The 25,313-nt window shown below is 38.4% G+C and carries 21 protein-coding genes; 8 read left to right on the forward strand and 13 right to left on the reverse strand.

Translation table 11 applies throughout. The features are described 5' to 3' along the window. Position 1: 1 nt before the first annotated feature. The gene (locus IV84_RS01470; RefSeq protein WP_257722207.1) at positions 2–1,327 is read left to right on the forward strand and encodes a nucleobase:cation symporter-2 family protein; all 1,326 of its coding nucleotides are present in this window, start codon (positions 2–4) and stop codon (positions 1,325–1,327) included. 87 nt (positions 1,328–1,414) lie between these two features. Here IV84_RS01470 and IV84_RS01475 read toward each other — a convergent pair whose 3' ends face one another. From IV84_RS01475 to IV84_RS01490, 4 genes are all read right to left on the reverse strand, one after another. Then, complete coding sequence (locus tag IV84_RS01475; RefSeq protein ID WP_046870973.1) at positions 1,415–1,888, reverse strand: S-ribosylhomocysteine lyase; 474 nt, start codon at positions 1,886–1,888, stop codon at positions 1,415–1,417. A 545-nt stretch (positions 1,889–2,433) separates the two neighbouring features. Then, on the reverse strand, positions 2,434–3,285 hold the full coding sequence (locus tag IV84_RS01480; protein ID WP_056986014.1) for a MetQ/NlpA family ABC transporter substrate-binding protein: 852 nt from the start codon (positions 3,283–3,285) through the stop codon (positions 2,434–2,436). A gap of 87 nt (positions 3,286–3,372) precedes the next feature. Beyond that, the gene (locus IV84_RS01485) at positions 3,373–4,041 is read right to left on the reverse strand and encodes a methionine ABC transporter permease (protein ID WP_046870971.1); all 669 of its coding nucleotides are present in this window, start codon (positions 4,039–4,041) and stop codon (positions 3,373–3,375) included. Continuing rightward, the gene (locus IV84_RS01490) at positions 4,041–5,108 is read right to left on the reverse strand and encodes a methionine ABC transporter ATP-binding protein (RefSeq protein ID WP_046870970.1); all 1,068 of its coding nucleotides are present in this window, start codon (positions 5,106–5,108) and stop codon (positions 4,041–4,043) included. The genes IV84_RS01485 and IV84_RS01490 overlap by 1 nt, the downstream gene beginning before the upstream one ends. Positions 5,109–5,522: 414 nt before the next feature. On the opposite strand from IV84_RS01490, the gene IV84_RS01495 reads away from it, so the two are divergent. Both IV84_RS01495 and IV84_RS01500 read left to right on the forward strand, forming a co-directional pair. After that, positions 5,523–6,098, forward strand: a complete 576-nt coding sequence (locus tag IV84_RS01495; protein WP_046870969.1) for a DNA-3-methyladenine glycosylase I — start codon at positions 5,523–5,525, stop codon at positions 6,096–6,098. Between the two features lie 24 nt (positions 6,099–6,122). Then, positions 6,123–7,124 carry a GDSL-type esterase/lipase family protein gene (locus IV84_RS01500; protein ID WP_046870968.1) on the forward strand — a complete coding sequence of 334 codons (1,002 nt, stop codon included), beginning with the start codon at positions 6,123–6,125 and terminating at the stop codon, positions 7,122–7,124. Positions 7,125–7,165: 41 nt separating this feature from the next. On the opposite strand, the gene nhaC is transcribed toward IV84_RS01500, so the two are convergent. Both nhaC and cls read right to left on the reverse strand, forming a co-directional pair. Beyond that, complete coding sequence (nhaC, locus tag IV84_RS01505; RefSeq protein WP_046870967.1) at positions 7,166–8,584, reverse strand: Na+/H+ antiporter NhaC; 1,419 nt, start codon at positions 8,582–8,584, stop codon at positions 7,166–7,168. A 434-nt stretch (positions 8,585–9,018) separates the two neighbouring features. Continuing rightward, complete coding sequence (gene cls / locus IV84_RS01510) at positions 9,019–10,476, reverse strand: cardiolipin synthase (RefSeq protein ID WP_056986015.1); 1,458 nt, start codon at positions 10,474–10,476, stop codon at positions 9,019–9,021. Positions 10,477–10,878: 402 nt separating this feature from the next. Here cls and IV84_RS01515 point away from each other — a divergent pair, with 402 nt between their 5' ends. Further along, positions 10,879–11,337, forward strand: a complete 459-nt coding sequence (locus tag IV84_RS01515; RefSeq protein WP_046870965.1) for a GNAT family N-acetyltransferase — start codon at positions 10,879–10,881, stop codon at positions 11,335–11,337. Between the two features lie 12 nt (positions 11,338–11,349). On the opposite strand, the gene IV84_RS01520 is transcribed toward IV84_RS01515, so the two are convergent. The 7 genes from IV84_RS01520 to IV84_RS01550 all read right to left on the reverse strand — a co-directional run bounded on the left by IV84_RS01520 (position 11,350) and on the right by IV84_RS01550 (position 21,596). Then, positions 11,350–11,886, reverse strand: coding sequence for a hypothetical protein (locus IV84_RS01520; RefSeq protein ID WP_052694467.1), 537 nt, complete (start codon positions 11,884–11,886; stop codon positions 11,350–11,352). An 84-nt stretch (positions 11,887–11,970) separates the two neighbouring features. Continuing rightward, positions 11,971–12,363: an HIT family protein gene (locus IV84_RS01525; RefSeq protein ID WP_046870964.1), complete on the reverse strand. Its 393-nt coding sequence runs from the start codon at positions 12,361–12,363 to the stop codon at positions 11,971–11,973. Between the two features lie 128 nt (positions 12,364–12,491). Continuing rightward, positions 12,492–16,244, reverse strand: coding sequence for an MMPL family transporter (locus IV84_RS01530; protein WP_056986016.1), 3,753 nt, complete (start codon positions 16,242–16,244; stop codon positions 12,492–12,494). A gap of 169 nt (positions 16,245–16,413) precedes the next feature. After that, complete coding sequence (locus IV84_RS01535; RefSeq protein WP_046870962.1) at positions 16,414–17,730, reverse strand: C1 family peptidase; 1,317 nt, start codon at positions 17,728–17,730, stop codon at positions 16,414–16,416. 765 nt (positions 17,731–18,495) lie between these two features. Beyond that, on the reverse strand, positions 18,496–19,101 hold the full coding sequence (lepB, locus tag IV84_RS01540; protein ID WP_046870961.1) for a signal peptidase I: 606 nt from the start codon (positions 19,099–19,101) through the stop codon (positions 18,496–18,498). 96 nt (positions 19,102–19,197) lie between these two features. Next, positions 19,198–20,607 (reverse strand): MFS transporter, encoded by a 1,410-nt coding sequence (locus IV84_RS01545; RefSeq protein ID WP_056986017.1) that lies wholly within the window; start codon positions 20,605–20,607, stop codon positions 19,198–19,200. Positions 20,608–20,762: 155 nt separating this feature from the next. Further along, the gene (locus IV84_RS01550; protein WP_080945493.1) at positions 20,763–21,596 is read right to left on the reverse strand and encodes a glycosyltransferase; all 834 of its coding nucleotides are present in this window, start codon (positions 21,594–21,596) and stop codon (positions 20,763–20,765) included. Between the two features lie 304 nt (positions 21,597–21,900). On the opposite strand from IV84_RS01550, the gene IV84_RS01555 reads away from it, so the two are divergent. From IV84_RS01555 to IV84_RS01570, 4 genes are all read left to right on the forward strand, one after another. Next, on the forward strand, positions 21,901–22,347 hold the full coding sequence (locus IV84_RS01555) for a LytTR family DNA-binding domain-containing protein (RefSeq protein ID WP_046870960.1): 447 nt from the start codon (positions 21,901–21,903) through the stop codon (positions 22,345–22,347). 5 nt (positions 22,348–22,352) lie between these two features. Continuing rightward, positions 22,353–23,093 carry a LiaF transmembrane domain-containing protein gene (locus IV84_RS01560; RefSeq protein WP_046870959.1) on the forward strand — a complete coding sequence of 247 codons (741 nt, stop codon included), beginning with the start codon at positions 22,353–22,355 and terminating at the stop codon, positions 23,091–23,093. Positions 23,094–23,149: 56 nt separating this feature from the next. Beyond that, complete coding sequence (locus tag IV84_RS01565) at positions 23,150–24,436, forward strand: MFS transporter (RefSeq protein WP_056986018.1); 1,287 nt, start codon at positions 23,150–23,152, stop codon at positions 24,434–24,436. A gap of 142 nt (positions 24,437–24,578) precedes the next feature. After that, entirely contained in the window at positions 24,579–25,229 is a 651-nt protein-coding gene (locus IV84_RS01570; protein WP_046870957.1) for an HAD family hydrolase, read from the forward strand. Positions 25,230–25,313 lie beyond the last annotated feature (84 nt).

Raw genomic sequence — 25,313 nt, forward strand, 5'->3', positions numbered from 1 at the left:
TATTGAACCAAATTCAAATGTACCAGCACAATCCATTTCAAACCCTAAAGCGGCCTTACTGGGATTGCAGCATCTTCTGGCCATGTATTCAGGAGATGTGCTCGTCCCTTTGTTAATTGGTGGTTATCTTCATTTCACCGCTGCTCAGATGACCTACCTTGTTTCAGTTGACATTTTCATGTGCGGAATTGCTACTCTGCTCCAACTTAAGAGAACTGCTCTTACCGGAATTGGGTTACCTGTTGTTTTAGGTTGCGCAGTTCAAGCGGTTCAACCTCTGCAAAATATTGGGGGAACATTGGGAGTTGGCGCCATGTATGGTGCAATTATCTGTGCCGGGATTTTCGTATTCTTAATCAGTGGGCTCTTCTCGAAAATAAAAGATCTTTTTCCACCAGTAGTTACCGGTTCGTTAATTACAATTATTGGATTCACTTTAATTCCGGTAGCCTTTCAAAATTTAGGTGGTGGAAACGTCTCTTCCAAATCTTTCGGAGATCCCAAAAGTTTAATTGTTGGTTTTACAACCGTTATTATCATTGTCGCAGTTAACATTTGGGGCAAAGGATTCATGCATTCAATTGCCATTCTCATTGGTATATTGGGAGGCACTTTCTTGGCCGGAGCCATGGGAATGGTATCATTATCGCCAGTTTCTCAAGCCAGCTGGTTTCATCTTCCTCAGCCTTTTTATTTTGGAACTCCTACATTTCACGGATCAGCAATTATAACTATGATCATGGTTTCTCTAACAACGATGATTGAATCTACAGGAGTTTTCTTTGCTTTAAGTGACTTAACTGGTAAAAAGATTGAGCAAGACGACCTAAAACGTGGGTATCGCGCTGAAGGCATTGCAGCCATCTTAGGTGGAATATTCAATACATTTCCTTATTCAACTTTTTCAGAAAATGTTGGGGTTTTACAACTTTCTGGTGTAAAAACACGTAAACCAATTTATTACTCAGCGTTCTTCCTGATTCTTCTTGGGTTGTTGCCAAAGGCTGGCGCTCTTGCTACCGTCATCCCTGATCCAGTTTTAGGTGGTGCCATGATCGTTATGTTTGGTATTGTTGGCGCCCAAGGAATAAAGATTCTTCAACAAGTTGATTTCTCCAAAAATAAAAATATTTTAATTACTTCCCTTTCGATTGGAATGGGATTAGGTGTTACAATTTATCCACAAATTTTCCAATTTCTACCGACGGCTGCGCGGATGCTTTTTACCAACGGAATTGTCGTTGCCAGCATTGTCGCCGTTGTGCTTAATTTATGTTTTAATGGGTTGCATGGTGATTCGAATTCTGAAGTTCAAAAATCTAAATAAAACTTTATTAACTAAAAAAGGTATCAAGTAAATCCCTTTAACAGGACTTACTTGATACCTTTTTCAGTTATTCTAACTTAATTGTGTTTAAACAACCTGACGGTCAAATGGATCTTTGCTGATACCTTTCTCAAGAATAGCTTTTGACCATTCCTTAGCAGAGAACAATGAATGATCACGATAATTTCCGCAACTGTACTTGTCTGTTCCTTGAACATCTTTCCATTCAATCTTGTTGGCAATATCTTCTAATGAACCCTTCAAAGCCTTTGCAACTTCTTCAGTTGAATGCTCACCCCAAGTAATCAAATGGAATCCTGTGCGGCAGCCAAATGGTGAACAATCAATGACACCATCCATACGGTCACGTAACAGGCCAGCTAATAAATGTTCAATTGTATGTAACCCAGCAGTTGGAATTGCATTTTGATTTGGTTGAACTAAACGTAAATCAAAGTTTGAAATTTTGTCGCCTTTAGCACCAGTTTCTACGGTGATCAAACGAACATATGGTGCCTTTACCTTTGTGTGATCCAATGTGAAGCTTTCAACTTTTGCCATAATATATATCTCCTTCTCAATTTTTATGTCTATTTTGCATTCGCAAAATCTTATTTTCGAAACGGATGTCCATCCTCGCTACGCCATTAAAATGGCTAGTCGGACTGGCTCCTTCTCAATTTTAATATCTTTTTGCATTTGCAAAATCTTATTTTCGAAACGGATGTCCATCCTCGCTACGCCATTAAAATGGCTAGTCGGACTGGCTCCTTCTCAATTTTAATATCTTTTTGCATTTGCAAAATCTTATTTTCGAAACGGATGTCCATCCTCGCTACGCCATTAAAATGGCTAGTCGGACTGGCTCCTTCTCAATTTTAATATCTTTTTGCATTTGCAAAATCTTATTTTCGAAACGGATGTCCATCCTCGCTACGCCATTAAAATGGCTAGTCGGACTGGCTCCTTCTCAATTTTAATATCTTTTTGCATTTGCAAAATCTTATTTTCGAAACGGATGTCCATCCTCGCTACGCCATTAAAATGGCTAGTCGGACTGACCCCTTCTCTTTTATTCTTCACGTCTATTCTACAACTATTGGCTCTTATTTCAAATATGAAATCGGTTTTTGAACCTCAATTTTCGTACCATAGTACTTATCCTTAATATAACGCTGAATATCCTTCTTGTGATACAACTTCACTAATTTTTTGTATTGTGGATTCGACGCGTTGCCTTTTGCCGTTGCTAAAATATTGATATTGGAGCGAGTACTTTGGTTAATTTCTTCATGAAAAATTGAATCCTTCAGTACATGCAAATGACCCTCAAGAGCAACGGTATTTGAAATTAAAACGACATCCACATCCTTCAACACTCGGGGCCCCGTTGTATCATCAATTTCTTTAAATTTCAGATGACGAGGATTTTGTGTAATATCGTTAGTATTTCCTAACGCCCCAAAATTAGCTTTCAATTTAATCAGCCCCGCTGTCTGTAATAACAACAAATCACGCGCCGTATTGGCTGGGTTGTTCGCAATCGCAATTGTGGCACCATCAGGAATTTCTGAAATTGCCTTGTACTTCTTTGAATAAATTCCCATCGGCTCTAAGTAAGTGGTTCCTAAAGCCCGTAACTGTTGCTTTGGATGTTGTTTATTATACGCTTCATAGTAAGAATACGATTGAAACGCATTAACATCAATGTTTCCTTGCGCCGTGCCATTATTCAACTGCACACCATCAGTTACTTGCTGAACTTTAATTTTTAAACCCGCTTCTTTTGCATCTTTACTACTAGCAATATGTTTCCAAATATCATAATCTGAGCCCATTGATCCAACCGTAATTGTACTCGTTTTTGCTTTGGCCGAGTGACTTATCTGATGAACCCCCATCACGGCCGCCACCAATACTACAACAATTCCTAAAACCCACCAAGCACTTTTTTTCATGTTTTTCTCCCCTTTATCTTAAACATAGTTATTTCTCTTGAAACCCTCTGCTAACACCACCTTTAACCTTCAATTAAGTTCATTTCATTAATGTTCCAATCGTTTGGCCAACCAATCACCAACAAACTGGACAATAAACACCATCACTAAAATAATAATCATTGCCACAATGGTTACGTCATTTTCAAAACGCGCGTAACCAATGCTAATTGCAATATCGCCTAACCCACCTGAACCAATTGCTCCGGCCATGGTTGTTAACCCGATCAAACTAATGATCGTCACAACTGAAACGCGAATGATATCCGGTAATCCTTCTCGCAGATACACGCGAAAAATAATTTCGGTGGGACTAGATCCGGATGCCTCTGCTGCTTCCACCACCCCTGGATCAATTTCGGTTAAGGCGTTTTGAATCTGCCGCGCATAAAAGGGAAAGATGCCAATGATCAAAGGCACTAACGCGGCCGTTGTCCCAATCGTCGTTCCCACTAAATATCTTGTAAATGGCGCAATCACAGCCAACAAAATAATAAACGGAATCGACCTTAAAATATTCACTACTTTATCTAACAATCCATATAAGAAACTATCTTCAAGAATTCCGCCAGGCTGACTAACAATTAAGAAAATACCGGTTGCTAATCCAAAAACACCTGCCACCAGTGAAGAAATCAGTGTCATATAAATTGTCTGCCACGTTGCTTGAACAAACTCAGATTGCATATGAATTACATTTGGTAGCCAACTTGCCATTAGCCAGTCACCTCACTTTCTGTTGCTTGGTTTAATAGTTTTACACGAACTTGATTGACCTTTAGGAAACTAATCGCTTCAGTAATATCGGTTGGCTTGCCCGCCAAAACTAATATCATAAATCCTAGCGTTTCACTATGTAACTGTTCAACATTCGCAAATAGAATGTTGCCATCTACATTAAATTGTTTTGCTAAGGTTGAAATAATTGGTTCCTCAGTTGATTTACCAATGAAATTTAATTGCACTAATTGTTGGTCCGGACTAAGGTGTTGAAACTTTGGATTTTCAGTCACCTTTTGAACAGCAGGACCCACATTTGTGGCAATATTTATAAATTCTTGGGTCAACAATTTTTTAGGTGTTGAAAAAATAGATTCAATTGTGCCCCGTTCTACAACTTCCCCCTTTTGCATGACCGCCACATGATTACAAATTTCTTTAACGGCCTGCATTTCGTGCGTAATTAAAACAATGGTCAGTCCTAATTTTTGGTTCAATTGTTTCAAAAGGTTCAAAATGGAAAGCGTCGTTTTTGGATCCAAGGCACTGGTGGCCTCATCACTAATTAAAATATCCGGATCATTGGCCAAGGCCCGGGCAATTGCCACCCGTTGTTTCTGGCCACCTGATAACTGACGTGGATAATCATTTTTACGTTGGTCTAAACCAACTAGCCTTAAAAGCTCGGTTGCTTTTTTAAGGCGTTCATCCTTTGACAATTTTGTTTTGAATAACGGATATTCCACATTTCCCAGAATCGTGCGGGATTTCATCAAATTGAAATGCTGAAAAATCATGCCAATCTTAGTTCGTGCTTGCCTCAATGCTTCTGGTTTCAAAGCCAATAGATCTTGATCGTTAACCTTAACTTTTCCCGAGGTCGGTTTTTGCAAAAGGTTGATCACGCGCACCAAAGTACTTTTTCCAGCACCTGAATAACCCACAATTCCGTATATATCGCCCTTTTCAACTTGTAAATCAACATCCGTAACGGCCTTTACCTGCTTCTCACCATCTTTAAATTCAACGTTTATCTGATTTAAATCAATGATATTTTCAGTCATCCAATCACCTTCTTTTTAGAATAAAAAAAGTTTCCGCCCCTAAATCTTCAAATTAAAGATTAGGGACGAAAACTTCGCGTTACCACCCATATTCATGTTATTCTCACAAATAACACCTCATCGACACCAAAAATTATGTCTGGGATTATATCGTATCCTCACGTATTTAAAGCTTGCACCTTAAATATTAGCTCTGAGCTCATCTTCAACCCCAACAATTGATTCCTTTTCACCAAACGGAACTCTCTAAACAACCAAAGGATTTACTCTTCTCTTCTTCGCATCATTATTTAATAATTGAATTCATTCTATCATCAAAATTTAATAAGTCAAGCTACCGGCTAAATTGCGATATAATAGACTTAAATAATTATGGGTGGTAGAAATACCACGATAACTGCTGGAGGTTAAAGTATGCAACAAACATTAGATGACTTCATCTGTACCTGGGCTAAAAATAGTGGACCTGAAATTCGCGCTTATCACAAAAACGAATGGTGCCGTCCTTCTCATGATGACCAATATATTTTTGAAATGATGAGTTTGGAAATTTTTCAGGCCGGATTGAATTGGGAACTTGTTTTAAAGAAACGACCCGCTTTTCAAAGAGCTTTCCATAATTTCAATCCCCAGCAAGTAGCCACAATGACGACTGATGAAACTGACCACTTACTAACTGATTCATCGATTATTCGAAACCGTTTAAAAATTGAAGATACTGTAATCAATGCACAGGCGTTTTTAAAAATTCAAAAAGAATTTGGCAGCTTTGATAAATATATTTGGCAATTCGTGAACAATCATCAAGTTAACAACCACATTCGAATTCCTGAAGAAATTCATGCAAAGACTCCACTTTCAGAAAAAATTTCTAAAGACTTGAAACAGCATGGCTTTAAATTTATGGGACCCACAATTACTTATTCTTTCATGCAGGCAATTGGCTTAGTAAATGATCATGAAATTAGTTGTATGGACAATCCTGGTTAACTTCAAATAAGGACGGTAATAATTATGGCGCAATCAAAATACGTTCAAACAACTGCCAACGGCTGCTTTGCCGGTGCTTATTTTATGGGTCGTTGGGTTCAAAAATCGGTTTTAAACCAACGCGCCATGTATACAACCAACCTTGGTGCCGCCATTTTATTTATGACTAAGGACACCGATTGTTTGAAATTAGCATTTGCAAACACTACCCCAACTGCTCGCTTTCAACCAGAAATTGGTATCTTTATTGATGATAACCCCGAGCTGCGATTTAAGGTCAATGAAGTCCCTGATGAACTTCATATGAAGCTGAGTGGTCCTCATTTGATTCGCATTGTCTTTGCTGGCAACTCTGATTCAGATGAGCTTTGGCAATACCAACAAGGACTGGCAATTACCCAACTTGCTGTTACGAATCCCGGCATTATGATCCCTGTGAAACCAGCCGGAAAAACTATTGCTTTTATTGGTGACTCAATTACGGCAGGCTGTTGGGTTCTAAAACGAACCCCCTCTGTCGGTTACGCTGCCGAACAAAATTATGCGGCACAGACTGCCCAAATTCTTAACGCGCAAGATTTAAGAATTGCCTACAGTGCAGCTGGCCTTTTACGCTACGGAACTGGTGGTGTACCCGCTGCTCCTCGTTTTGTAAAATACATTAACTTTGAAACTCCTGCTCCAAGCTACCATCCTGACCTTGTTGTGCTTAATATCGGGACTAATGATCAACGTTTTGATGGTAACCTGATGAAAATTCAATTTTTAAACTTCTTTCACGAACTTCAGGACCTTTTTCCGAAAGCAACTTTAAATGTTTTGATTCCGTTTAACCAAGCTTTTTCCAAAGAATTGCGTGAACTCTCGCAAGAGAATTCCGAACTATTCTTTCTAATTGAGACCGCTCAGTGGCCCCTTACTTATACTGATCAGGCCCATCCAGATCTAAAGGGTTCCACCCTGGCCGCACAATACCTTTCCAGGGTACTTGTAAACCACTATGGATCTGATTATTTTAAAATTTAAATTATGTTTGATAGGACTGTGATCAATAATGATCACAGTTTTTAGTTCAAGCCACCTTCAGAATCTGGTACAGCTTCTGTTTTTTTAGAATCTGTAACATGTTTCATGCCAATCCCTGTAAACCCACTAATAATGGAAAAAATTGGTGATAGGATGCTAAAGAATGCAAATGGCAAAAAGTGAAGAACTGGAACGCCAAGGGTATTTGCTGCAAAGGCCCCCGCAACTCCCCAAGGAATCAGGTAATTAATAACAGTTCCGCCATCTTCAAGAACTCGACTTAATGCTTCATTGGCTAGTCCGGCATCCTGAAATGGTTTCTTAAAGGCCTTGCCGGGTAAAATAACGGATAAGTATTGCTCACCGATAAAAAGATTAACGCCAATTCCAGTAAAAATTGTTGCAGTAACTAACTTACCATCGGAATTCAATCGTTTCGCTAAGGGCGTCATGACCGCTTGAATCAAACCAAACTTCATTAACAGGCCGCCTAACGACAAGGTTAAGATGATTAGGGAAACTGTTCCCATCATGCTGCCAATGCCACCTCGAGTTAATAACGCATCAACACTCGCATTCCCAGTTTTAGCGACAAAACCGTTTTCGATAATTGTCGCAATCTTACTAATCTGGGTTTGGGGCTGTTCAATAAAAATCATCACCACAGAAACCACAATATTTATAAACAAAGTTGGAATTGCGGGGATTTTTCGCCATGCACAAAAGAACATTAATGCGATCGGAATAATTGCCCAAGCACTCACACTAAAATGTGATTCCAGAACTGCAACGGTCTGGTTAATTTTACCCAAATTAGCCGTCGTTGTTGCTTGGTAGCCTAAGATCGCGTATAAAATAAGCGAACCAATAAAGGCTGGAATTGTTGACCACATGAGATTCTTAATATGTTTAAACAAATCTACGTCAGCAACCGCTGAAGCTAAATTGGTTGAATCTGAAAGTGGTGATGATTTATCTCCAAAAATTGCTCCAGAAATGATGGCACCAGCAACCAAGGCTGGATTTACGCCCATTGTGAGTCCCATTCCAAAGAATGCAATGCCGATGGTTGAAATGATGGTAAATGCTGATCCAATCGAAGTCCCTACTAACGCACAAACGACAAATACGGACGGTACAAACCATTTAACGCTAATCATATGAAATCCTAAGACCATCATTGAAGGAATGATCCCAGCGGCGATCCACGTACTGATCAGTGCGCCAACTAGAATAAAAATAAAAATTGGAATAATTCCCGTTTGAATACCTTCTTTAATTCCGTCATCTACATCTGACCAGGCAAAATGCCGAAACTTGGCCCAGAAAGTCACAATCACTAACACCAATAAAACGGGAGTTTGAGGAGATAATCCAAATTTAATAACTCCTAATCCCATTACCAACAGCATTCCCAATAACACAATGCTTGCTTCTTTAAAACTTACTTTATTTTCCATATTGCACCTCATTTTTAGTTTTTATTCACCAGCTCAATCAGTTAGCTTTAAAGACTAATAACGAGATATGCCTCCGCACTTACATTTATCCATATCATCGTGCCCCTTAGTTTCAAATTTTAGGTAATAAAAAAGTCCCTGCTGTAATTTTTTTACAACAGGGACGATAAATAAACCGTGGTACCACCCAAATTGAAGGAACCCAAAAATCAGATTCTTTCCACTCACTAGAAGGTAACGGCTCTAGTTATTATCCGTTCAATTGAAACTGTTTCATGGTATTTCATCTAAATTATCCTGATCGGTTCGCAGCAACCACCGACTTTCTGACACCCAGATAATTAGCTACTTGGTATGAAAGTTCACGTTAAATATTAAGTTGAATGCATCTTACCACGTCAAAATATGTTCGTCAACCAATAATTAAAAACAAATTATAGAATTGGTGAAAGTAATCGGGAAAAATCTTGCTTGAATTTTAGCCACCAAGACTGGTTATCGTACATTTCCGTTGTTTGTAAGGTTGATTTTTGAATATCATCTTTAAAAATTTCTTCTAATTCGTGCGCAATTTTTTTATCATAAATAAAAGCATTTACTTCAAAGTTTAAACTAAAACTGCGAAAGTCCATATTTGCGGAACCAACTGATCCAAGTTTACCATCTACTACCATGGTTTTAGCATGTAAGAACCCGGCATCATAGTTATAAACCTGGATTCCCCATTTAGCACACTGGCGTGCATAGTATTGTGTTGCCCGATAAACAAAGACATGATCCGGCATGTGGGGGATCATAATTCGAACATCAACGCCCGATAATGCAGCCATATGCAGGGCATCCATAACACTGTCATCTGGGATCAAATAGGGACTTTGAATCCAAATTGAACGATGAGCAGAATTAATCAATTTCAAGTATCCAAGTTTAATATTTTCAGTTTCTGAATCAGGACCACTGGATACAATTTGAAGACTTGTATTCCCGTTTACCTTTGCCACTGGAAAATACTCAGACCCTGGATCAAACACCGTATTAATTGGATTTTCATGATCGGTTGCATTCCAATCTCGCACAAATCGTGCTTGAAGACTGTATGCAGCAGAACCAACGATTCGCATATGGGTATCGCGCCAATAACCAAATTTTTTACTCCGTCCTAAATATTGGTCACCAATATTAAAGCCTCCAGTATACGCAACTTGTCCATCAATCACCACAATTTTTCGGTGATCCCGAAAGTTTAAACGAAAATCAGTTACTGCCGAATGGGTTCCCAAGAAAGGGGCCGCATAACCACCCAATTCACGAAGGTGTTTGAAAAATTTACTTTTAGTTCCCATTGAGCCCCATGAATCCCAGAGCACACGAACCTCAACGCCTTCTTTAGCCTTTTTTTCTAATAAATGTAAAACATCACGACCAATTTGATCATCGTAAAAGGTGTAAAATTCAACATGAACATGTTTTTTAGCTTTTTCAATATCCTCAAACATATCATGAAACAATTCTTTACCATCCGTAATTAGTTTCACCCGATTACGGTGACTTAAAAAAGCAGAATCAGCATTCATGAACATCGTCACCATGCCACTAGCATCTTCAACGACTTTGTCAGCCTCTGTATGGTCATCATTTAGCTCTTTAGATTGACGTTCAAGAATGATCTCCAGTTCGAGTTTGGTTTCCTTTTTTAATTGGAACATCTTATTCTTCGGCAATTTACGTCCTACAAAAGAATAGAAAATAAATCCTACAACAGGAAGAAAAAAGAGGACAAGCAGCCAAGCCCAAGTTGCTGCGATATCCCGCTTTTCACGAAAAACGGTTATGACGGCAGCAATTAAGTTCACAGCAATAATAAGTTCTATAACAATATGTACCCAGTTCATGGCTATCCCCCGATAATTAAGTTATTACTGGTTTTTATAAAAAATATGAATTAATATGATAACTTCCCAGCTAAATATATTTTCATTTTACCCTTATCGCCACTAATTTAAAACTGTTGGCGCTTAAATACGAGAAAAACTGTTACAGTCAGTAGATCAACTGATATTTCAAACCTAATTAAAAATACTTTTAGACACAAAAAAAGCGCTGCCGTCGCAACGCTTAATAAGTAACATGATCATTATATGATCATCCATTCACTTTATGGGGGGAGTAAATGAAAAAGTTATTTATGTATTTAATAGTATTCACAAAATGTGAATATTTTGTGAAGAACATGTGTCAGTTAAATTACATTTAAAATTATTGGAAAAAATTCTATTTAAAAAGGAAAACATGTGATGAAATCAACTAAAAATATAACAATTTTACCTGCAACAGCTTCAGATAATTCTGAATTAGCTGAAATTTATCTCCAATCTCGAATTGCTACTTTCTCTTGGGTTAAAAATCCCCAGTCAACTGACTTTATTCGTGATTCCAAAGACGAATTCATTTTAAAAGCCATTTTAGATAATCGCATTGTCGGATTTCTCAGTTTTTATAGCCAAGAAAACTTCATCCATCTTTTATTCATTGATCCTGCATATATTCATTTTGGGATTGGTTCCCAATTGCTTTCCGCAATTCGTCAATTGGCTACAGCACCGGTCACTTTAAATTGCGTCCGCCAAAACCATGACGCCTTGGCTTTCTACAAAACAAAAGGTTTTAAAATTGTTGGCAAATCATTATGGAAATCGCCTGCCTATTACACCCTCATGGACACCAAAAAAGAAGATTACCCGTTGTTGGGATAATCTTCCTTTTGTTTACTTCTTGGCTTGGACAAGAATTCCGTTAACCGTATCACTGTCTACCGTTCGGGCAGCATTGAAGCCATGGAACGTAAGCCCCTTATATTTCTTAGCAAGACCTTTTTTTAATTTAAATGAATATGTTGCTGGAATTCCAGAAAGTTTCATTTTCAAAGTTAGCACAGTTTGTTTTTGCTTATTTGTTGTTAGTTTATAAGTCCCTTTTCCAAATGAACTTAACCCCTTTGCTTTCTTTGCAGCCGCATAAGACGCATAATATTTTTTAACGTTGTAAGCTGTCACTTTGCCATTCTTGGTAAACGTAAAGGCCTCTATTCCTGAATTAGATTTATACTTCAAATCTTTGGCGAAATACCATAATCCACCGTTGTTGCGAATTTGTTTACGAGCTGAAACCTTTGAAACCCTTGGTACACTCGATTTAATGGTTGTTCCTGAATCGGTTCCAGTCTTTGCACAGCCTGCCAAAAGCAAGCACAAACAAACCAGTGGTAACCCAATCATCAGATACAATTTCTTCATTCGTTTCATGTTACTCACCCCATTATTTCTATTTACTTAGATTATACTTCTTACTTAGATTATACTTCGTTTCAAATTTGCTTACTATCAAAGTTATTTAAATTCTGGTCGTTGCTTTGGCACCAAAAATTGTCCTGGAACGGCACCAACTCCTTTAGTTACTTTATTCCAATAACGCGGAATTAGATGAATGTGACAATGAAAAACGCTTTGACCAGCAGCCGCACCAGAATTTATTGACACATTGTAGCCATCCGGCTTAAATTGCTTGTCTAACAGTTTCTTTGCATCTTCGGCCATTTGTCCTAGTTCTTTCTTTTCTGACGCTGTGGCATCCCAAATTTGCGCGACATGCCGTTTAGGAACAATCAGTAGATGTCCTTTGCTAACTGGATGAATATCCCAGAAAGCGACGCACAAATCACCTTCAATAACAAAATCTGATGACTGCTTCTGACAAAATACACAGTTCGGATCAAAATCCATTGTCTCATCCCCCAACATCTGTATTATATCCTGTTTATCTAGTTAATTGGTGAATTCTAGTTTAAAACAAAAAGGATGTTGCGATTTTTTAATTCGCAACATCCTTAATTTCACATTAATCCCCAAAATTAATGTTTTTTATTCTTTTTCTTCTTAAACGAAACACCCTCGTAAGTTAATTTAATTAAGCTTGGCAAGAGAATTGGAATAATAATAACTAAAATTATCAGTCCAATAATAACTACCATCGCTACTTGAATTAACGTAAGTACTCCTGAAGGAATCATCGCAGCAAATGTTCCACTAAGAATAACCATTGCGGAAAGCACAACTGCACCGATAACCCCGGCAGCTTCAAGAATCCTTGCACTTGGTTTAAGATCCTTATTGAAATCACGATACCTCATCATCAAGAAGATACTATAATCTACACCCAGTGCGATGATCATAATAAATCCGAAGAAAGGTGTATTCCAAGTTAGCATTGGTTGCCCTAAGACGACCGTGCTAATTGCCTTGGTAATTCCCAATGAACCAAAGTAAGCCAAAAGTAACGTTCCAATGATATAAAACGGCATTAAGACTGAACGGGTAACAAATACTAATGCAATCAAAATTCCAACAATCATAATTACGGCTGTTCGAGTAAAGTCCCCACTTGCCGTCTTATTGATATCAGCTGTTTGAGCAGTTTGTCCCCCAATTGCTACCGTGGCACCTTTCAATTCTGTACCCCGAAGATCATCCTTAACTTGTCTTTGAAGATCCCGGACTTTGGCCATTGATGCACTTGAACTTGGATCCGAATCAAGCACAATCGTTAGTTTGGTTGCCTTACGATCTTCAGAATAATAAGACTTAAGCACTGGTTCAAACGTTTTACCGTGCAATTGACTATTTGGAATATAGAATGATTTCCCAACTGAGGAATTACCCATTCCATTGAGATAGCCATTTGCAGAGGTCATTCCAGAACCAATTGTCTTAGTTCCTTTGGCCGCAGTCTTTAAACCAGACCGAAGCGTATCTACCTTGCCAGACATGCCCTTCAAAGTTCCGTACATTTGTTTTTGTCCAGAAACTTCTTGATCAAGGCCATTTGTTAATGCTGGCGTTGAACTTGCCAAACTTCCAGCACCAGTTGAAAGCTGATTCAAACTACTTGTAAGAGTTCCCATACCGCTAGTTAATTGACCAACACCGCCAGTAAGTTCACCGCTCTTCCCAGCCAAAGTAGAAGCACCACTTGAAGCCAATTGAACGCTATTAGCATAGGTATTAATCCCATTATTTAGTTTAGAAACACCATTCACTAAGGCTGAATTCTTATTAACTTGTGCGTTGAGTTGTTCGACGCCTGCTGTAAATTGTTTCAGCTTTGAAATGCTGCCAGAAGCTGCTTGTAGTTGTGACCCAAGCGCTGTTAATTGATTTAACTGATCCGTACTAATATTCGTCGAATTTATCAATGTTTCTGCTTGTTTCATCACAGAACTTAATTTATTTAATTCACTGATTGTATTGGAGTCAATATTAACTGAATTTAACTCTTTTTCTAAACTGGATACTTGTGCCTGAACACTTGACAGTCCACTTAAAGTATTACCAGTTGTTTTAATGGTCTGAGCAGATGCACCGGCTGTTTTAGCCCCAGCAGTAATTTGCGATTCCGCTGTTGCTAATTTTTGCTTATCCGCTGTCGACATCGTGCTTTGATCCAAACTAGATAAAGTCTTAAGGGCTGCTGTATTTGATTCAGCAGCCTTTGCAGAATCTGTTGCTGCTGAAGTAAGTGATCCTGAAACCTTGTTTAGACTTGCAAACGAACTATTTACAGAAGCTAAGTTCTTCTTGGCTGAATTTAATTCAGTCAATAATGGTGCCAACTGTTCAAGACTGTTAATAGCACTTTGTGATTGGGCTAACTCAGCCTTCAAAGTATCTAGTTGCTTGACACTACTGCTTAAACCAGATAACTGGCTCATAGCCGCATTCCCAGAGTTAAGAGTTTGTTGTAACCCATCTAGTTGACCATCAATGCTAACTGCCGCGCTATTCAACGTAGAAACTCCGGTTGAAAGTTGCTGTGCTGAAGTTAGTAATTGTTGTGAACCACCAGATAACTGACCTGAATTAGCATTAAGTGTGTTTAATCCAGAACTCAGGGTGTTAACGCCTCCTGTGTACTGGTTTAATCCAGTAATCAATGGTGCCATCTGACCACTCATTTGAGAAACACCTGAAGAAATCTTAGTTGCCCCATTTGATAATTGGTTTGCACCATCAGTGACTTTAAGCGATCCGTCACGTAAAACTTCCGTACCAGCAATCAGCTTTTGGACACTGTTTAAACCGCTATCCATGTTGGTTGCCGCTAACTGATCAGAAGCACTGTTTAATCCTTTACCAATGGTATTAAGACCGCCATGAGCTTTATCAATTCCCGTTGTCACGGTCTTAACTTGGCCCTTCACATATAACTTTGCAATTGGCGAACCACCTGGTTGAGTGGCCGATGCAACAGTCTTCACACCTTTTTCATTTTGCAGTTGTTTTGTAATTTGATCAACTAACTTTAAGGTTTGTTCATTATCTAACTTTTTATTCGAACGAATGTATAACGTCGAAGGTTCAGCTGTTCCGGGAGAGAAATGATCCTTAACAACATTGAAACCAACCTTCTCAGGTAACGTGTCGCTTAATTCATCCAAATCGTTATAGTCTAAAGTTCCAGGTCCCTTAATCACAAACGGAATCGTCAACAATAAGACTAAGGCAACCGCAATAATAGGATGCAAGATTGATGAATTAGCTAATGCATGCCACATCTTACTTTGTGAATGGCCACCGAATTTTTTAGAAGGCCAGAACATCTTTTTGCCCAATACACTCATAAAGAATGGGTTTAATGTCAGTAAAACGGCAACCAAGACAGCAACCCCGAGAGCAACTCCAAAGGCAGATTTATAAATTGAGAACTTCGCAAATGCAAGGGCACAAAATCCTATAAATACCGTGGATCCACTAAATAGGATCGTGCGTCCCGCCGTTCGAGTCGCTTTACGACTAGCTGTATGTCGATCTTCACCTTTGCTTAATTCCTCTTTAAATTGTTCATAAAGTAAAATATTATAATCGGTTCCAATCCCAAACAGAACCACTACAAGGAAGACTTCGGTAAAGTTTGAAAATGGGAAATTAACCCGAGCAACTAAATTTGTAACAATTGATAACGTTGTGATAAACGCCACACCAACTGTAAAAACCGAAATCATCGGCACAATTGGCGATTGGAAAACTAAAATTAAGACAATAAAAATGAAAATTGCCGCAATTACTTCAGTTTTCTTAACACCCTCTTGCGTCGCTTCGGAAAACTTTTCGTTCAAGATTTCCCCACCAGTGATATAGGATTTCACACCTGGTGTTTTAACGGCTTTAGTTAGTTGCTTATCAATCTCCTTATAAGATCCGTGAGATTTAGATACAGACAGTTGAACTAACTCGGTTGTCTTATCTTTCGAAATTAGTTGTTTCCGGGTATATATATTATCGTTTGCCGCTGTGACAGACTTAATCCCGAATTTCTTTTTATTATCACGTAAATAGCTAATTGTACTATTAACGTTTTCTTTTTGATCCGTCGTTAATTTTTGCTTACCATTATTAAAAATGGCAACCACTTGCGTCGTATTTCCTTGTCCATATCCCCATTTGGACTGAATTCGATTCGCAACTTGGCTTTGCGCCGAACTAGGTATCTTAGTTTCCGCATGTGTTCTAACTAATTGATCTATATTTGGCAAACTAATCACACTAATCAAAATAATCCCAATCCAGATGATTAGTGAGATACCATGGTTTTTTACAAACTTGTGCATGTTTATCTCCTTTGAATGTCCAGTTTAATATACAAGATGATATTATAGGCGTTCTGAAAAAAAATGTAAATACTTTTCTTTTATTTTCATTTAATGTTCAACCGCCTGATATTTACCTCCAAAACAAAAAGGCCTGAATTTTATCCCGGCCTTCAGTAAACTAAATTTATCACATCATTGGATCCCAAACAGGTAATGGCTCTGGTGTCGAGTCAGCGATTTTCAATTGTGCAGCCGTTAAATACTTGCGGTGGACAACAACTTGATAAACATAGTTTTCAAACCAGTCATCAGTCATCGCAAAGTAGCCTTTTTCGCCACTCTTATCGCCCCAACTATTCTCTACCTTCCATTTAGTAGCCTCATCGTTAACCACATCAACCCCAGTTAAGGTCATTGCGTGAGAAACTGCCGCTTGGCCATATTGCAAACGTTCCGCCTTGCTCATACTCAAATCAACATCAAATAGCTCATCTGTTCGATAAAGCTTACTATCTAATAATCCATCATTACGATCCATTTGTTCCAGCACATCATTGCCAAACCAAACTGTTTCGCCGTCTTTGAGTTGTGCAATTGCTGCTTTCCGCAAAACTTCCATGTCGACATTTAATAGAGTAATCTTTTTGCCACCTACAATATTGTCTTCGGCAGGGAGACTATATAACTTATCAAAAGGTTTGTCGGGTGAATTAGTCACTACAACATAATCATCCAAATCAACCCCAATATATTTATCGTAAAAAGCTTTAGGCGTTAAATCAGCATCACGATGATAGTTCTTCTTGTCATCCCAATATTCAAAATCAAACTTTTCGGGTGGTGTTCCAACCGCAATCGCCGTCATCTGGTAAACTTCACCCAGTAACTGATCACGTTTGGCGTTCAATTGACCTTCAGTTGCACCACTATTTTTAAGCTCACGCAATTCAACTGCATCCTTACGTAATTTTAAATTTAATGAACTTGCAAAACCGCTCGTATCATTTGTATTAAAACTTTCCGGCATTACAGAAGCTGGAACCACGCCATACTTTTGAACTAAGCCAGCTGCCATTGCCCACTGGCCACCATCATCATCAGGTGAGTCTAAATAAACTGCCACTTCTCGATCACTCGTTGGTTTATCGGCAGTCCGAATAATGTTCTCATAGAAAACATTAGCTCGCTCAACTTTATCCCAGAAAAAAGAATAAGATTCGGAAAATTCAAAATCCTTCATGTTCTCTTTATCTGCGAGTTGATGACGAAGGGTATTTAATAGAGAAAATAGCCAGCAACGCCCACTATGACGCTGATTAGTTACCTTACCGGTGTCTAATTCGATTGAGAATGTCCGATTCAAACGAACCTTAGCGGCAATGTCCTCACTGGCATTTAAAACACCATTCTTCGTAGCAGCCCGTTGAACCGCACTGTTGCGATTATCTTTACCAAAATTTTTTCTAAATTTCGTCACGTTTTCTTGTGATATTTCTTTTCCCATAAGCGACCTCCAAAGTTATGATTCTAAAATAAGAATAATCTAAGCATATTTTAATCCTTTTACAATAAATAGCAAACCTTTTCCGATTTACAAAAAACTGAGCATGGATTTATTCATGCTCAGACTCTAATCACTTTATTTTCCCACTCTCCAGGACAGCTCGACAATGCAAAAGGTGCTAAATAAGTACGACTCCCGTGGGATTACGATCCCGCACTAATTCATTGCATTGGACGATTTTCGTCCCAAAAATCTTTTATCTTCCATACGCTGTCGATTCTTGTGGCACACTTCAGCCGCAAGAACTCGCATCCGTCCGTCTTTGCCTACTACTTTCCACTGAGCTTTAGGATAGCTCGACAAGTCAAAAAGAGAATCCTAAGCANCTTGTGGCACACTTCAGCCGCAAGAACTCGCATCCGTCCGTCTTTGCCTACTACTTTCCACTGAGCTTTAGGATAGCTCGACAAGTCAAAAAGAGAATCCTAAGCATGACTCCCGCGGGATTGCGATCCCGCACTAGTTCATTGCATTGAGTGATTTTCGTTCCGAAAATCTTTTATCTTCCATACGCTGTCGATTCTTGTGGCACAATTCAGCCGCAAGAACTCGCATCCGTCCGTCTTTGCCTACTACTTTCCGCTGAGCTTTAGGACAGCTCGACAAGTCAAAAAGAGAATCCTAAGCATGACTCCGGCGGGATTGTAATCCCGCATCCGTCACACTTAGGATTCTCTTTTTACCGACTTGTCTCACTCACTTCCGTTAATAGTCACCCGTACGATCATTAATATTTTTCTTAGCGGATGAACTTCCCCAAAATGGAACCTTTACAACTCCCATTACTTCATTCTTCTTAACAAATCCCCAATAACGACTATCATTCGAAACACTTCGATGATCACCCATTACAAAGTATTGACCTGCCGGAACCGTTTCTGGATTATTTCCCCAGCCACGTGCTTTGGCAACAGAAGCCAACGACCACTGGTTTGCTTCAGCACCAATTGCCGTTCCGTTTTCACGTTGGTAGGTATTAATGAACTTTTGTGGGACCAATTTATTATTCACATATAAGTTACCATCTTTATATGAAATTTTATCACCGGGCATGCCAATCACACGTTTAACATATTCTGTCCCAGGGGCTGCTTCTGGATCCGCACCATATGCATCAAAAACAATGACACTCAAATGCTTAATTTTTTCTTGTTTCATAACAAAAACACGTTCGTTATTAAGCAAATTAGGTTCCATTGACGTCCCATCGACACGGACAATCTCAAAAAGAAACGACCGAACTAACAATGCGATGATTAAACCAATTAAAATCGGTACAACCCAACTCATAATACTTTTTAAAGTTTTCATGAAAACTCCTCATTAAAATTATTTATATCTATATATTAGAGCAAAGCCCCTTAAAAATCTCGTTTAAAGGTCAAAACTACCCAATTTTTTCATAAATCATAAACTTTCTTTACGACTTTTATGCCAAACCAGACTAATTAGCAGGACTAACGCAATACAAATCATCGCAAATGCAAACCGGTAACTAAAATGCATCCCATAAACAAACCAACTTGGATGTTGCGTGGGGTAAGTAGTAATGCGTCTTCCTGCTTTTTGACTAATTCCAAAATATAGCAATGACGTGGATAAGGATAGCCCGATTGACATCCCCAGGTTTCGAGCAAGGGCTGCAATGGATCCCGCAATTCCTTGATACTGTTTACCAGCATTACCCATGATCATCGGATTATTTTGGAAGGCGCCATTGGCCAAGCCATATAGCATTAAACCAATGATTAACCAAACAATTCCCCAACTTGGCTGAATCGTCATGAAAATTGCTTCCGGAATCAGAAAAAGAACAAGCGCAATTAATGATACTTTTTCGGCGCCAATATGATCGCCAATCATTCCTCCAACTGGAGCTGAAAAAATATTTAGCAGCGGGATCGACATCAAAATTAAACCAGCAATGGCAGACGAATATTTTAACGTTTCCTGCAGATAATAGGGCATAATCATGTTATTGAAGTAACTAACCGCAAACACTAACATCGCAGAAATAACACCAATTGAAAACCCGGCATTCTTGAAAATATGTAAATCTAACAGAGGTTTGTCTGTATGGTTCTCGCGTAGGATAAAAGCTGCAACACACACGGCCGCAATCACGAATAACCCGATAATTTGTGTTTTGACGAATCCAATTTCTTGTCCCCAATAAATGGCTACAAAAAAACTGATAATGGCTAAAACATAAGCCAAGTACCCAGAATAATCCATGCTAATCTTTTGTTTTGGCCGCTCTTCTTTAGGAAAGATCTTGTGACCGAACGCAAAAGCAATTAGCCCAATGGGAACATTAATAAAGAAGATAAAGTGCCACGACAGCGTTGCAAGGATTAAGCCACCTAACCCAGGACCCATGATATTACCAACTTGCACAAATGAGCTATTCACTCCTAAGGCAACCCCATGACGATTACTAGGAAAAATCTGAGTAATGATCCCAAAGTTTGTGGCCATTGTCATTGAAGCACCAACAGCTTGAATAACACGCATGCCAAGCATCATTGGTAAGTTTACGCTAAGTCCACAGCCAAGCGAGCCCGCAACGAAAACTAAAGTTCCAATTTGAAAGATTGAGATTCTCCCAATTTGGTCCGATAGTTTCCCAAAAAATATTAACAGTACACAAATTAAAACTAAGTACACAGAAACAACCCATTCAGCTTCATTCATAGGTGCATGAAGGTCACGGGAAAGTTGTGGAACTGCAATATTAACGATGCTCGCGTCAATGGTCGACATAAAAGAAACCATTGAAGTAGCTAAAAGTAACGTCCATTGAGAATTTTGTTTCATAATTATTTACCACCCGCATCTTATAAGCTAGCAATAGTTTACCACTTAATAGTTTGGCCAAGGAGTAGTAACCTCTTGTTTCTAAAGTTCATTGAAATTCAAAAAGAATCCTGAGAACAACAACCTAGTTAAAGTCCCTGTTTGCAAGATTCTTATTAAGCTGCATCTTTTAAACGTTGCAAAATATTTTTATACTGATCGAACAGGTCGTCATACTCATGTAACTTCAGTTCACGATGAACTAAATTAATCTGCCAAGGTTTAACAGTTAGCGTATGAATCAAAGGAAACAGCCGAAAGCTAGTGGTGAAATGTTGAAAAACAGTATCTTGTTGCAATCGATGTTGTTCGTTAAACCGATTGGATTCGATTTTTTTCTTGTGCGTTAATTTATTTAAAGCAGACTGATCAGGCATAATCATCTTTCTGTTTGTACATAATTTTCGACAGCGTGCAAGAAAGCCGTCGTGGCGAATTTCTTTTAAATTCATTAATAGCACGCCGGAATTTATATAATCAAAGGTTTTTAATTCATGGTGAAAGAACCAACGCCCATAGTAATCTAGCACGCCCACAAAATCTGTTTCGGTAAGTGGTTGATTGTAAAAATTATCAAAATTGCGACGTGCGACCACATCTGTATCTAGATATAAGACACGATCAGGAATTTCCGGAACCAAATCAGCAAATAAGCGCAGCATACAATAGGGTGTGTACATTGTGTTCAGATTTGCCGTTGGTAAATGGTTTTGAAACTGCTTAGTAATATCAATCTTGATCACTTTATTAGCAGGATTTTTTGTTTGAACCTCTTGATTGAGGGTATCTACAACAACATCTGGCAATGCTTGAAATTTATGCTTTTTATCATGTATTTGAGCAGTTAAAACATATATTGAAAGTGGTTGATCACTATTTTTTAAAAGCGATAGGACCGAGATTATCAGTCCATCGGCCATGTTCGCATCCCCACAATACAAAACATTCATTTTGCTGTTTCCTCTCTACAAACCAGAATTCTTACATTTATCTCATTGTATCATATGCCCCTCCTTTCAATTAGTATTTACCAATTCATCCGTGACAACAATATGAATGAAACTTCAAAATTACCACGTTTTCTTTTTAATTGGGTCTATTATCGCAGTGCTTTTTCACATTACATTTTAATTTTAAACATAGAACTAATTAACCGGTTACGCAGAATTTTATACCACTTAAACAAAAAGCATTCCATTTCTCGCTCAAAAGGAGTCTAATAATACCATAGCCAAAAGGAAAGAGGCGACGGGAATGAAAATACGACTAGAAGTTGATAACACCCTTCAGGAACCCGAAGTTATCATTAAAGCATCCAATCATGATCCCAATGTTGAAAAAATTAAAAAATTATTAGAAAAAGTTTCTCTTACGAACACCCTGACCTGTTATCAAGGATCAACAGAATATTTTATAAACTTAGACACTATTCTCTTTATAGAAACTGCAGACCGGCGGTTACAAGTCCATACGAAAGATAACATTTATATCAGTAAAGACCATCTTTACGCATTAGCGGATCGCCTACCTGGTTATTTTTTACAAATATCAAAATCTGCACTTATTAATTTATATCAGGTTAACGCATTGAATAAATCAATTTCAAATTGCCTAATATCTTTTCAGAATTCCAATAAACAGATCTATGCATCCCGTCGTTACTACAAACAGCTTCAAGAACGATTAAACGAAATGAGGTAATTATCATGAACACAAAAACAAAATGGGGCCACTGGTTCTGGGGACTATTTTTCTTAGTCTGTGCTGTTATTCTCGTTGCCAGTAAAATGGGCTGGTTTTCTTATCATCTCAATATGTGGACACTAATTCTCACGTTAATTTTAGCGGCCGCCACAATTAAAAGTATCGTTTACTTTAGTGTCCCTGGCACAATTTTTAGTCTTGCCTTTATCAGTATGCTTTACTCAAAACCGCTTGGCATTACCAACTTGGTTCCATGGACCATTTTAGGCGCCGCGCTTTTATTAAGTATTGGCCTGTCATTAGTTTTGCAACCTTTAAAACGACGATCACATCGCCATCATCAACACATTTTTGTAAATGAATCCATCAATGGCGGTGAACATTTTTCTCAAAGCACAACTAGTGATTATGAATCAGACGTTACTGTCAATGTGCGCATGGGTAGTGCAATTCGCTATGTCCAATCTGCCAACTTTCAATATGCTTTAATTAACGTCACGATGGGCGATGCCAAGGTTTACTTTGACAAAGCTGCAGTTATCCAAAACCAGGCCAATATTGAACTCACTGGTAGCATGGGAGATATCGATTTGTATTTTCCTAAAGAATGGAATACACAAATTCAACTTAACTCTTTTATCGTAGAAACATCTGAAGTTGGCCTGAAACCAACCAAAACCGGGCCACTCATTGTGATTAATGGCGATTTTAAAATGGGAGATATCACGATCCATTACGTTTAAGTCCTTTCAAAAAAACAATTGAAGGACAAGTCTACTTCAGAACTGGGAGTGTTACTATGAACAAATTTAAATTATCGGCGCAGACCATCAAATTGTTAATTATCAAGTTTACCGGGACATTTGGCAGTGGCATGTTATCTTTTGCAATCGGCCTATATATCCTTCATCGCACTGGCTCAGCATTAGGCATGGGAATTTCTTTAATTACCGGTCCCCTCGTTTCATTAATTCTGACTCCTTTCGTTGGCTTTATTGTGGACACGTTTAACCATCGCAAAATCATGATTATGGCCCAAATTACGACCAGTCTAGGATTGCTTTTATTCGGATTTGTTTTTCGGTTATGGCCGGCGCAGTACTATCCGGAATTGATTGGCTTAATCATCATTTTACAAATAACCGACAACTTTCTCGGAACAACGCTTACGGCTAGTCTTGTTCAGTTATTTGATTCAGATGAATTACAAAGAGTTAATTCGTTAAACCAGTCCATTTCCTCGTTGGCCTCTTTTTTAGCTCCCGTTGTGGGGGCGTTTGTTTACACCCTTGTTTCAATTGATAGCTTTGCATTTATTGAGATTGGATTTGAAGTAATCGCTTTAGTCACCATTGCTTTCCTTCATTTTTCGAAACCAATCCCAAATTCAACTCCTGAAATTAAAAAAACTGGTTCATCAGAAACAGTTTGGCAGAATTTTCGAACTGGCTTTCAATATTTACGTAACCAGCACCTCATGAGTCTTTTAATAGTTTCAGCTGCAGCCATTAATTTCTTCTTTTCAGCCCTTAACGTTGGCCAGCCTTATCTGCTGGTAACAACTCTAAAACTGTCTAACACCCAGTACGGGGTCACGGACTCGGCCTTTGCAGTTGGGATGTTTTTAGGTGGTATCCTACTTAGTCTATTGAAACTAAAACACCATCCTATTATTATCTCTTACTTAAATATTGCCTTCCTGTCATTTATTTTGATTGCCACCGGAGTTCCAGAGGTGCTGGGCTGGTCATCTAGCTTAAACACTTTATATTTTATCGGTCTAAATGTCTTAAACGGTGGAATATTAGTATTCATCAATACACCGATGAGCACGTATATGCAACAATTAATTCCCCAACATATGCAAGGACGGATTTTTTCACTGGATAGCACCATTAGTATGTTGTTAATGCCAGTTGGGACCCTTATTTTTGGCTTCTTATTCGATCATGTTGCTGCTCTCCCGGTTTTCCTGCTTACTGGGATTGCATTGCTTGTGTTCACAATTTCGATTTTAACCCTCATGCGTAAACAAAAGTTATTAGACCTCCCAGAAAATACCGTTGAACAAGAAATTAAGGAATAAGTTGCTAAACTTGAACTTTTTAATAAGGACTACCAAGTTAACTTATAATCAGATATAATCGAATATGAAGGATAATTCGATTAATTAGTTCAAGGATCACTAATTTTGATTTGATAAAATTTTTAAGATGGAGGATATCTAAATGTATTTAACTTTCGATTGTTATGGGACCCTGCTTAACGAAGAAGGGCTTTACACTAAAGTAGCGGAAATTGCTAACAAAATCGGCGTGGATGGTCAAGTTGCGCGTAACTGGTTTATTAATTATTTAGACGACCGCAATCATATGGTGCCTTACTTAAACTATGATCGGTTAGTTCGCCAGACTTTAACTGAAATGGATAAGCACTTCAACTTGGAACACAAATTTGAAGAAAATTATGTTGAAGTATTACAAGCGATCCGTGACTTAAAGCCATTTCCAGAAGTTATTCCAACTTTAAATAAACTAGTCAAACGTGGCTATCACCTGATTGCCATGTCCAATTCCTCTTGGCCGATTATTCCAGCCAATGTTAAAGCTTTAGAAAACCCGTTTGAAGATGTCATAATTGCTGAAACAACTCACGCGTATAAACCGGATCTAAAATTCTTTCAATACGTTCAAAATAAATATCAATTTACTGCAGAAAATCACATTCATATTGCCCAAGGCTTCGATTCTGACATCGTTGCAACTAACCAAATGAACTGGCCAAGCATCTGGGTAAATCGTGACAACGAAACCCCAGATGGAAACGTGGAACCGACTCATACTGTAAAAACACTTGATGAAGTATTGAACTTAATTTAACTAATTAGTTAATGAAACACTAAAAGCCATCTGATTTCAAAATCAGATGGCTTTTTAGGGTCTACACTTTCTGGTATTGGTGAA

The sequence above is a fragment of the Pediococcus damnosus genome (assembly GCF_001437255.1).
Lineage (GTDB): Bacteria > Bacillota > Bacilli > Lactobacillales > Lactobacillaceae > Pediococcus > Pediococcus damnosus.

Excerpts from the sequence above, each read along its gene's own strand:
- IV84_RS01475 (WP_046870973.1), bottom strand. The coding sequence starts at position 1,888 with ATGGCAAAAGTTGAAAGCTTCACATTGGATCACACAAAGGTAAAGGCA.
- IV84_RS01480 (WP_056986014.1), bottom strand. The coding sequence starts at position 3,285 with ATGAAAAAAAGTGCTTGGTGGGTTTTAGGAATTGTTGTAGTATTGGTG.
- IV84_RS01485 (WP_046870971.1), bottom strand. The coding sequence starts at position 4,041 with ATGGCAAGTTGGCTACCAAATGTAATTCATATGCAATCTGAGTTTGTT.
- IV84_RS01490 (WP_046870970.1), bottom strand. The coding sequence starts at position 5,108 with ATGACTGAAAATATCATTGATTTAAATCAGATAAACGTTGAATTTAAA.
- IV84_RS01495 (WP_046870969.1), top strand. The coding sequence starts at position 5,523 with ATGCAACAAACATTAGATGACTTCATCTGTACCTGGGCTAAAAATAGT.
- IV84_RS01500 (WP_046870968.1), top strand. The coding sequence starts at position 6,123 with ATGGCGCAATCAAAATACGTTCAAACAACTGCCAACGGCTGCTTTGCC.
- nhaC (WP_046870967.1), bottom strand. The coding sequence starts at position 8,584 with ATGGAAAATAAAGTAAGTTTTAAAGAAGCAAGCATTGTGTTATTGGGA.
- cls (WP_056986015.1), bottom strand. The coding sequence starts at position 10,476 with ATGAACTGGGTACATATTGTTATAGAACTTATTATTGCTGTGAACTTA.
- IV84_RS01515 (WP_046870965.1), top strand. The coding sequence starts at position 10,879 with ATGAAATCAACTAAAAATATAACAATTTTACCTGCAACAGCTTCAGAT.
- IV84_RS01520 (WP_052694467.1), bottom strand. The coding sequence starts at position 11,886 with ATGAAACGAATGAAGAAATTGTATCTGATGATTGGGTTACCACTGGTT.
- IV84_RS01525 (WP_046870964.1), bottom strand. The coding sequence starts at position 12,363 with ATGGATTTTGATCCGAACTGTGTATTTTGTCAGAAGCAGTCATCAGAT.
- IV84_RS01530 (WP_056986016.1), bottom strand. The coding sequence starts at position 16,244 with ATGCACAAGTTTGTAAAAAACCATGGTATCTCACTAATCATCTGGATT.
- IV84_RS01535 (WP_046870962.1), bottom strand. The coding sequence starts at position 17,730 with ATGGGAAAAGAAATATCACAAGAAAACGTGACGAAATTTAGAAAAAAT.
- lepB (WP_046870961.1), bottom strand. The coding sequence starts at position 19,101 with ATGAAAACTTTAAAAAGTATTATGAGTTGGGTTGTACCGATTTTAATT.
- IV84_RS01545 (WP_056986017.1), bottom strand. The coding sequence starts at position 20,607 with ATGAAACAAAATTCTCAATGGACGTTACTTTTAGCTACTTCAATGGTT.
- IV84_RS01550 (WP_080945493.1), bottom strand. The coding sequence starts at position 21,596 with ATGAATGTTTTGTATTGTGGGGATGCGAACATGGCCGATGGACTGATA.
- IV84_RS01555 (WP_046870960.1), top strand. The coding sequence starts at position 21,901 with ATGAAAATACGACTAGAAGTTGATAACACCCTTCAGGAACCCGAAGTT.
- IV84_RS01560 (WP_046870959.1), top strand. The coding sequence starts at position 22,353 with ATGAACACAAAAACAAAATGGGGCCACTGGTTCTGGGGACTATTTTTC.
- IV84_RS01565 (WP_056986018.1), top strand. The coding sequence starts at position 23,150 with ATGAACAAATTTAAATTATCGGCGCAGACCATCAAATTGTTAATTATC.
- IV84_RS01570 (WP_046870957.1), top strand. The coding sequence starts at position 24,579 with ATGTATTTAACTTTCGATTGTTATGGGACCCTGCTTAACGAAGAAGGG.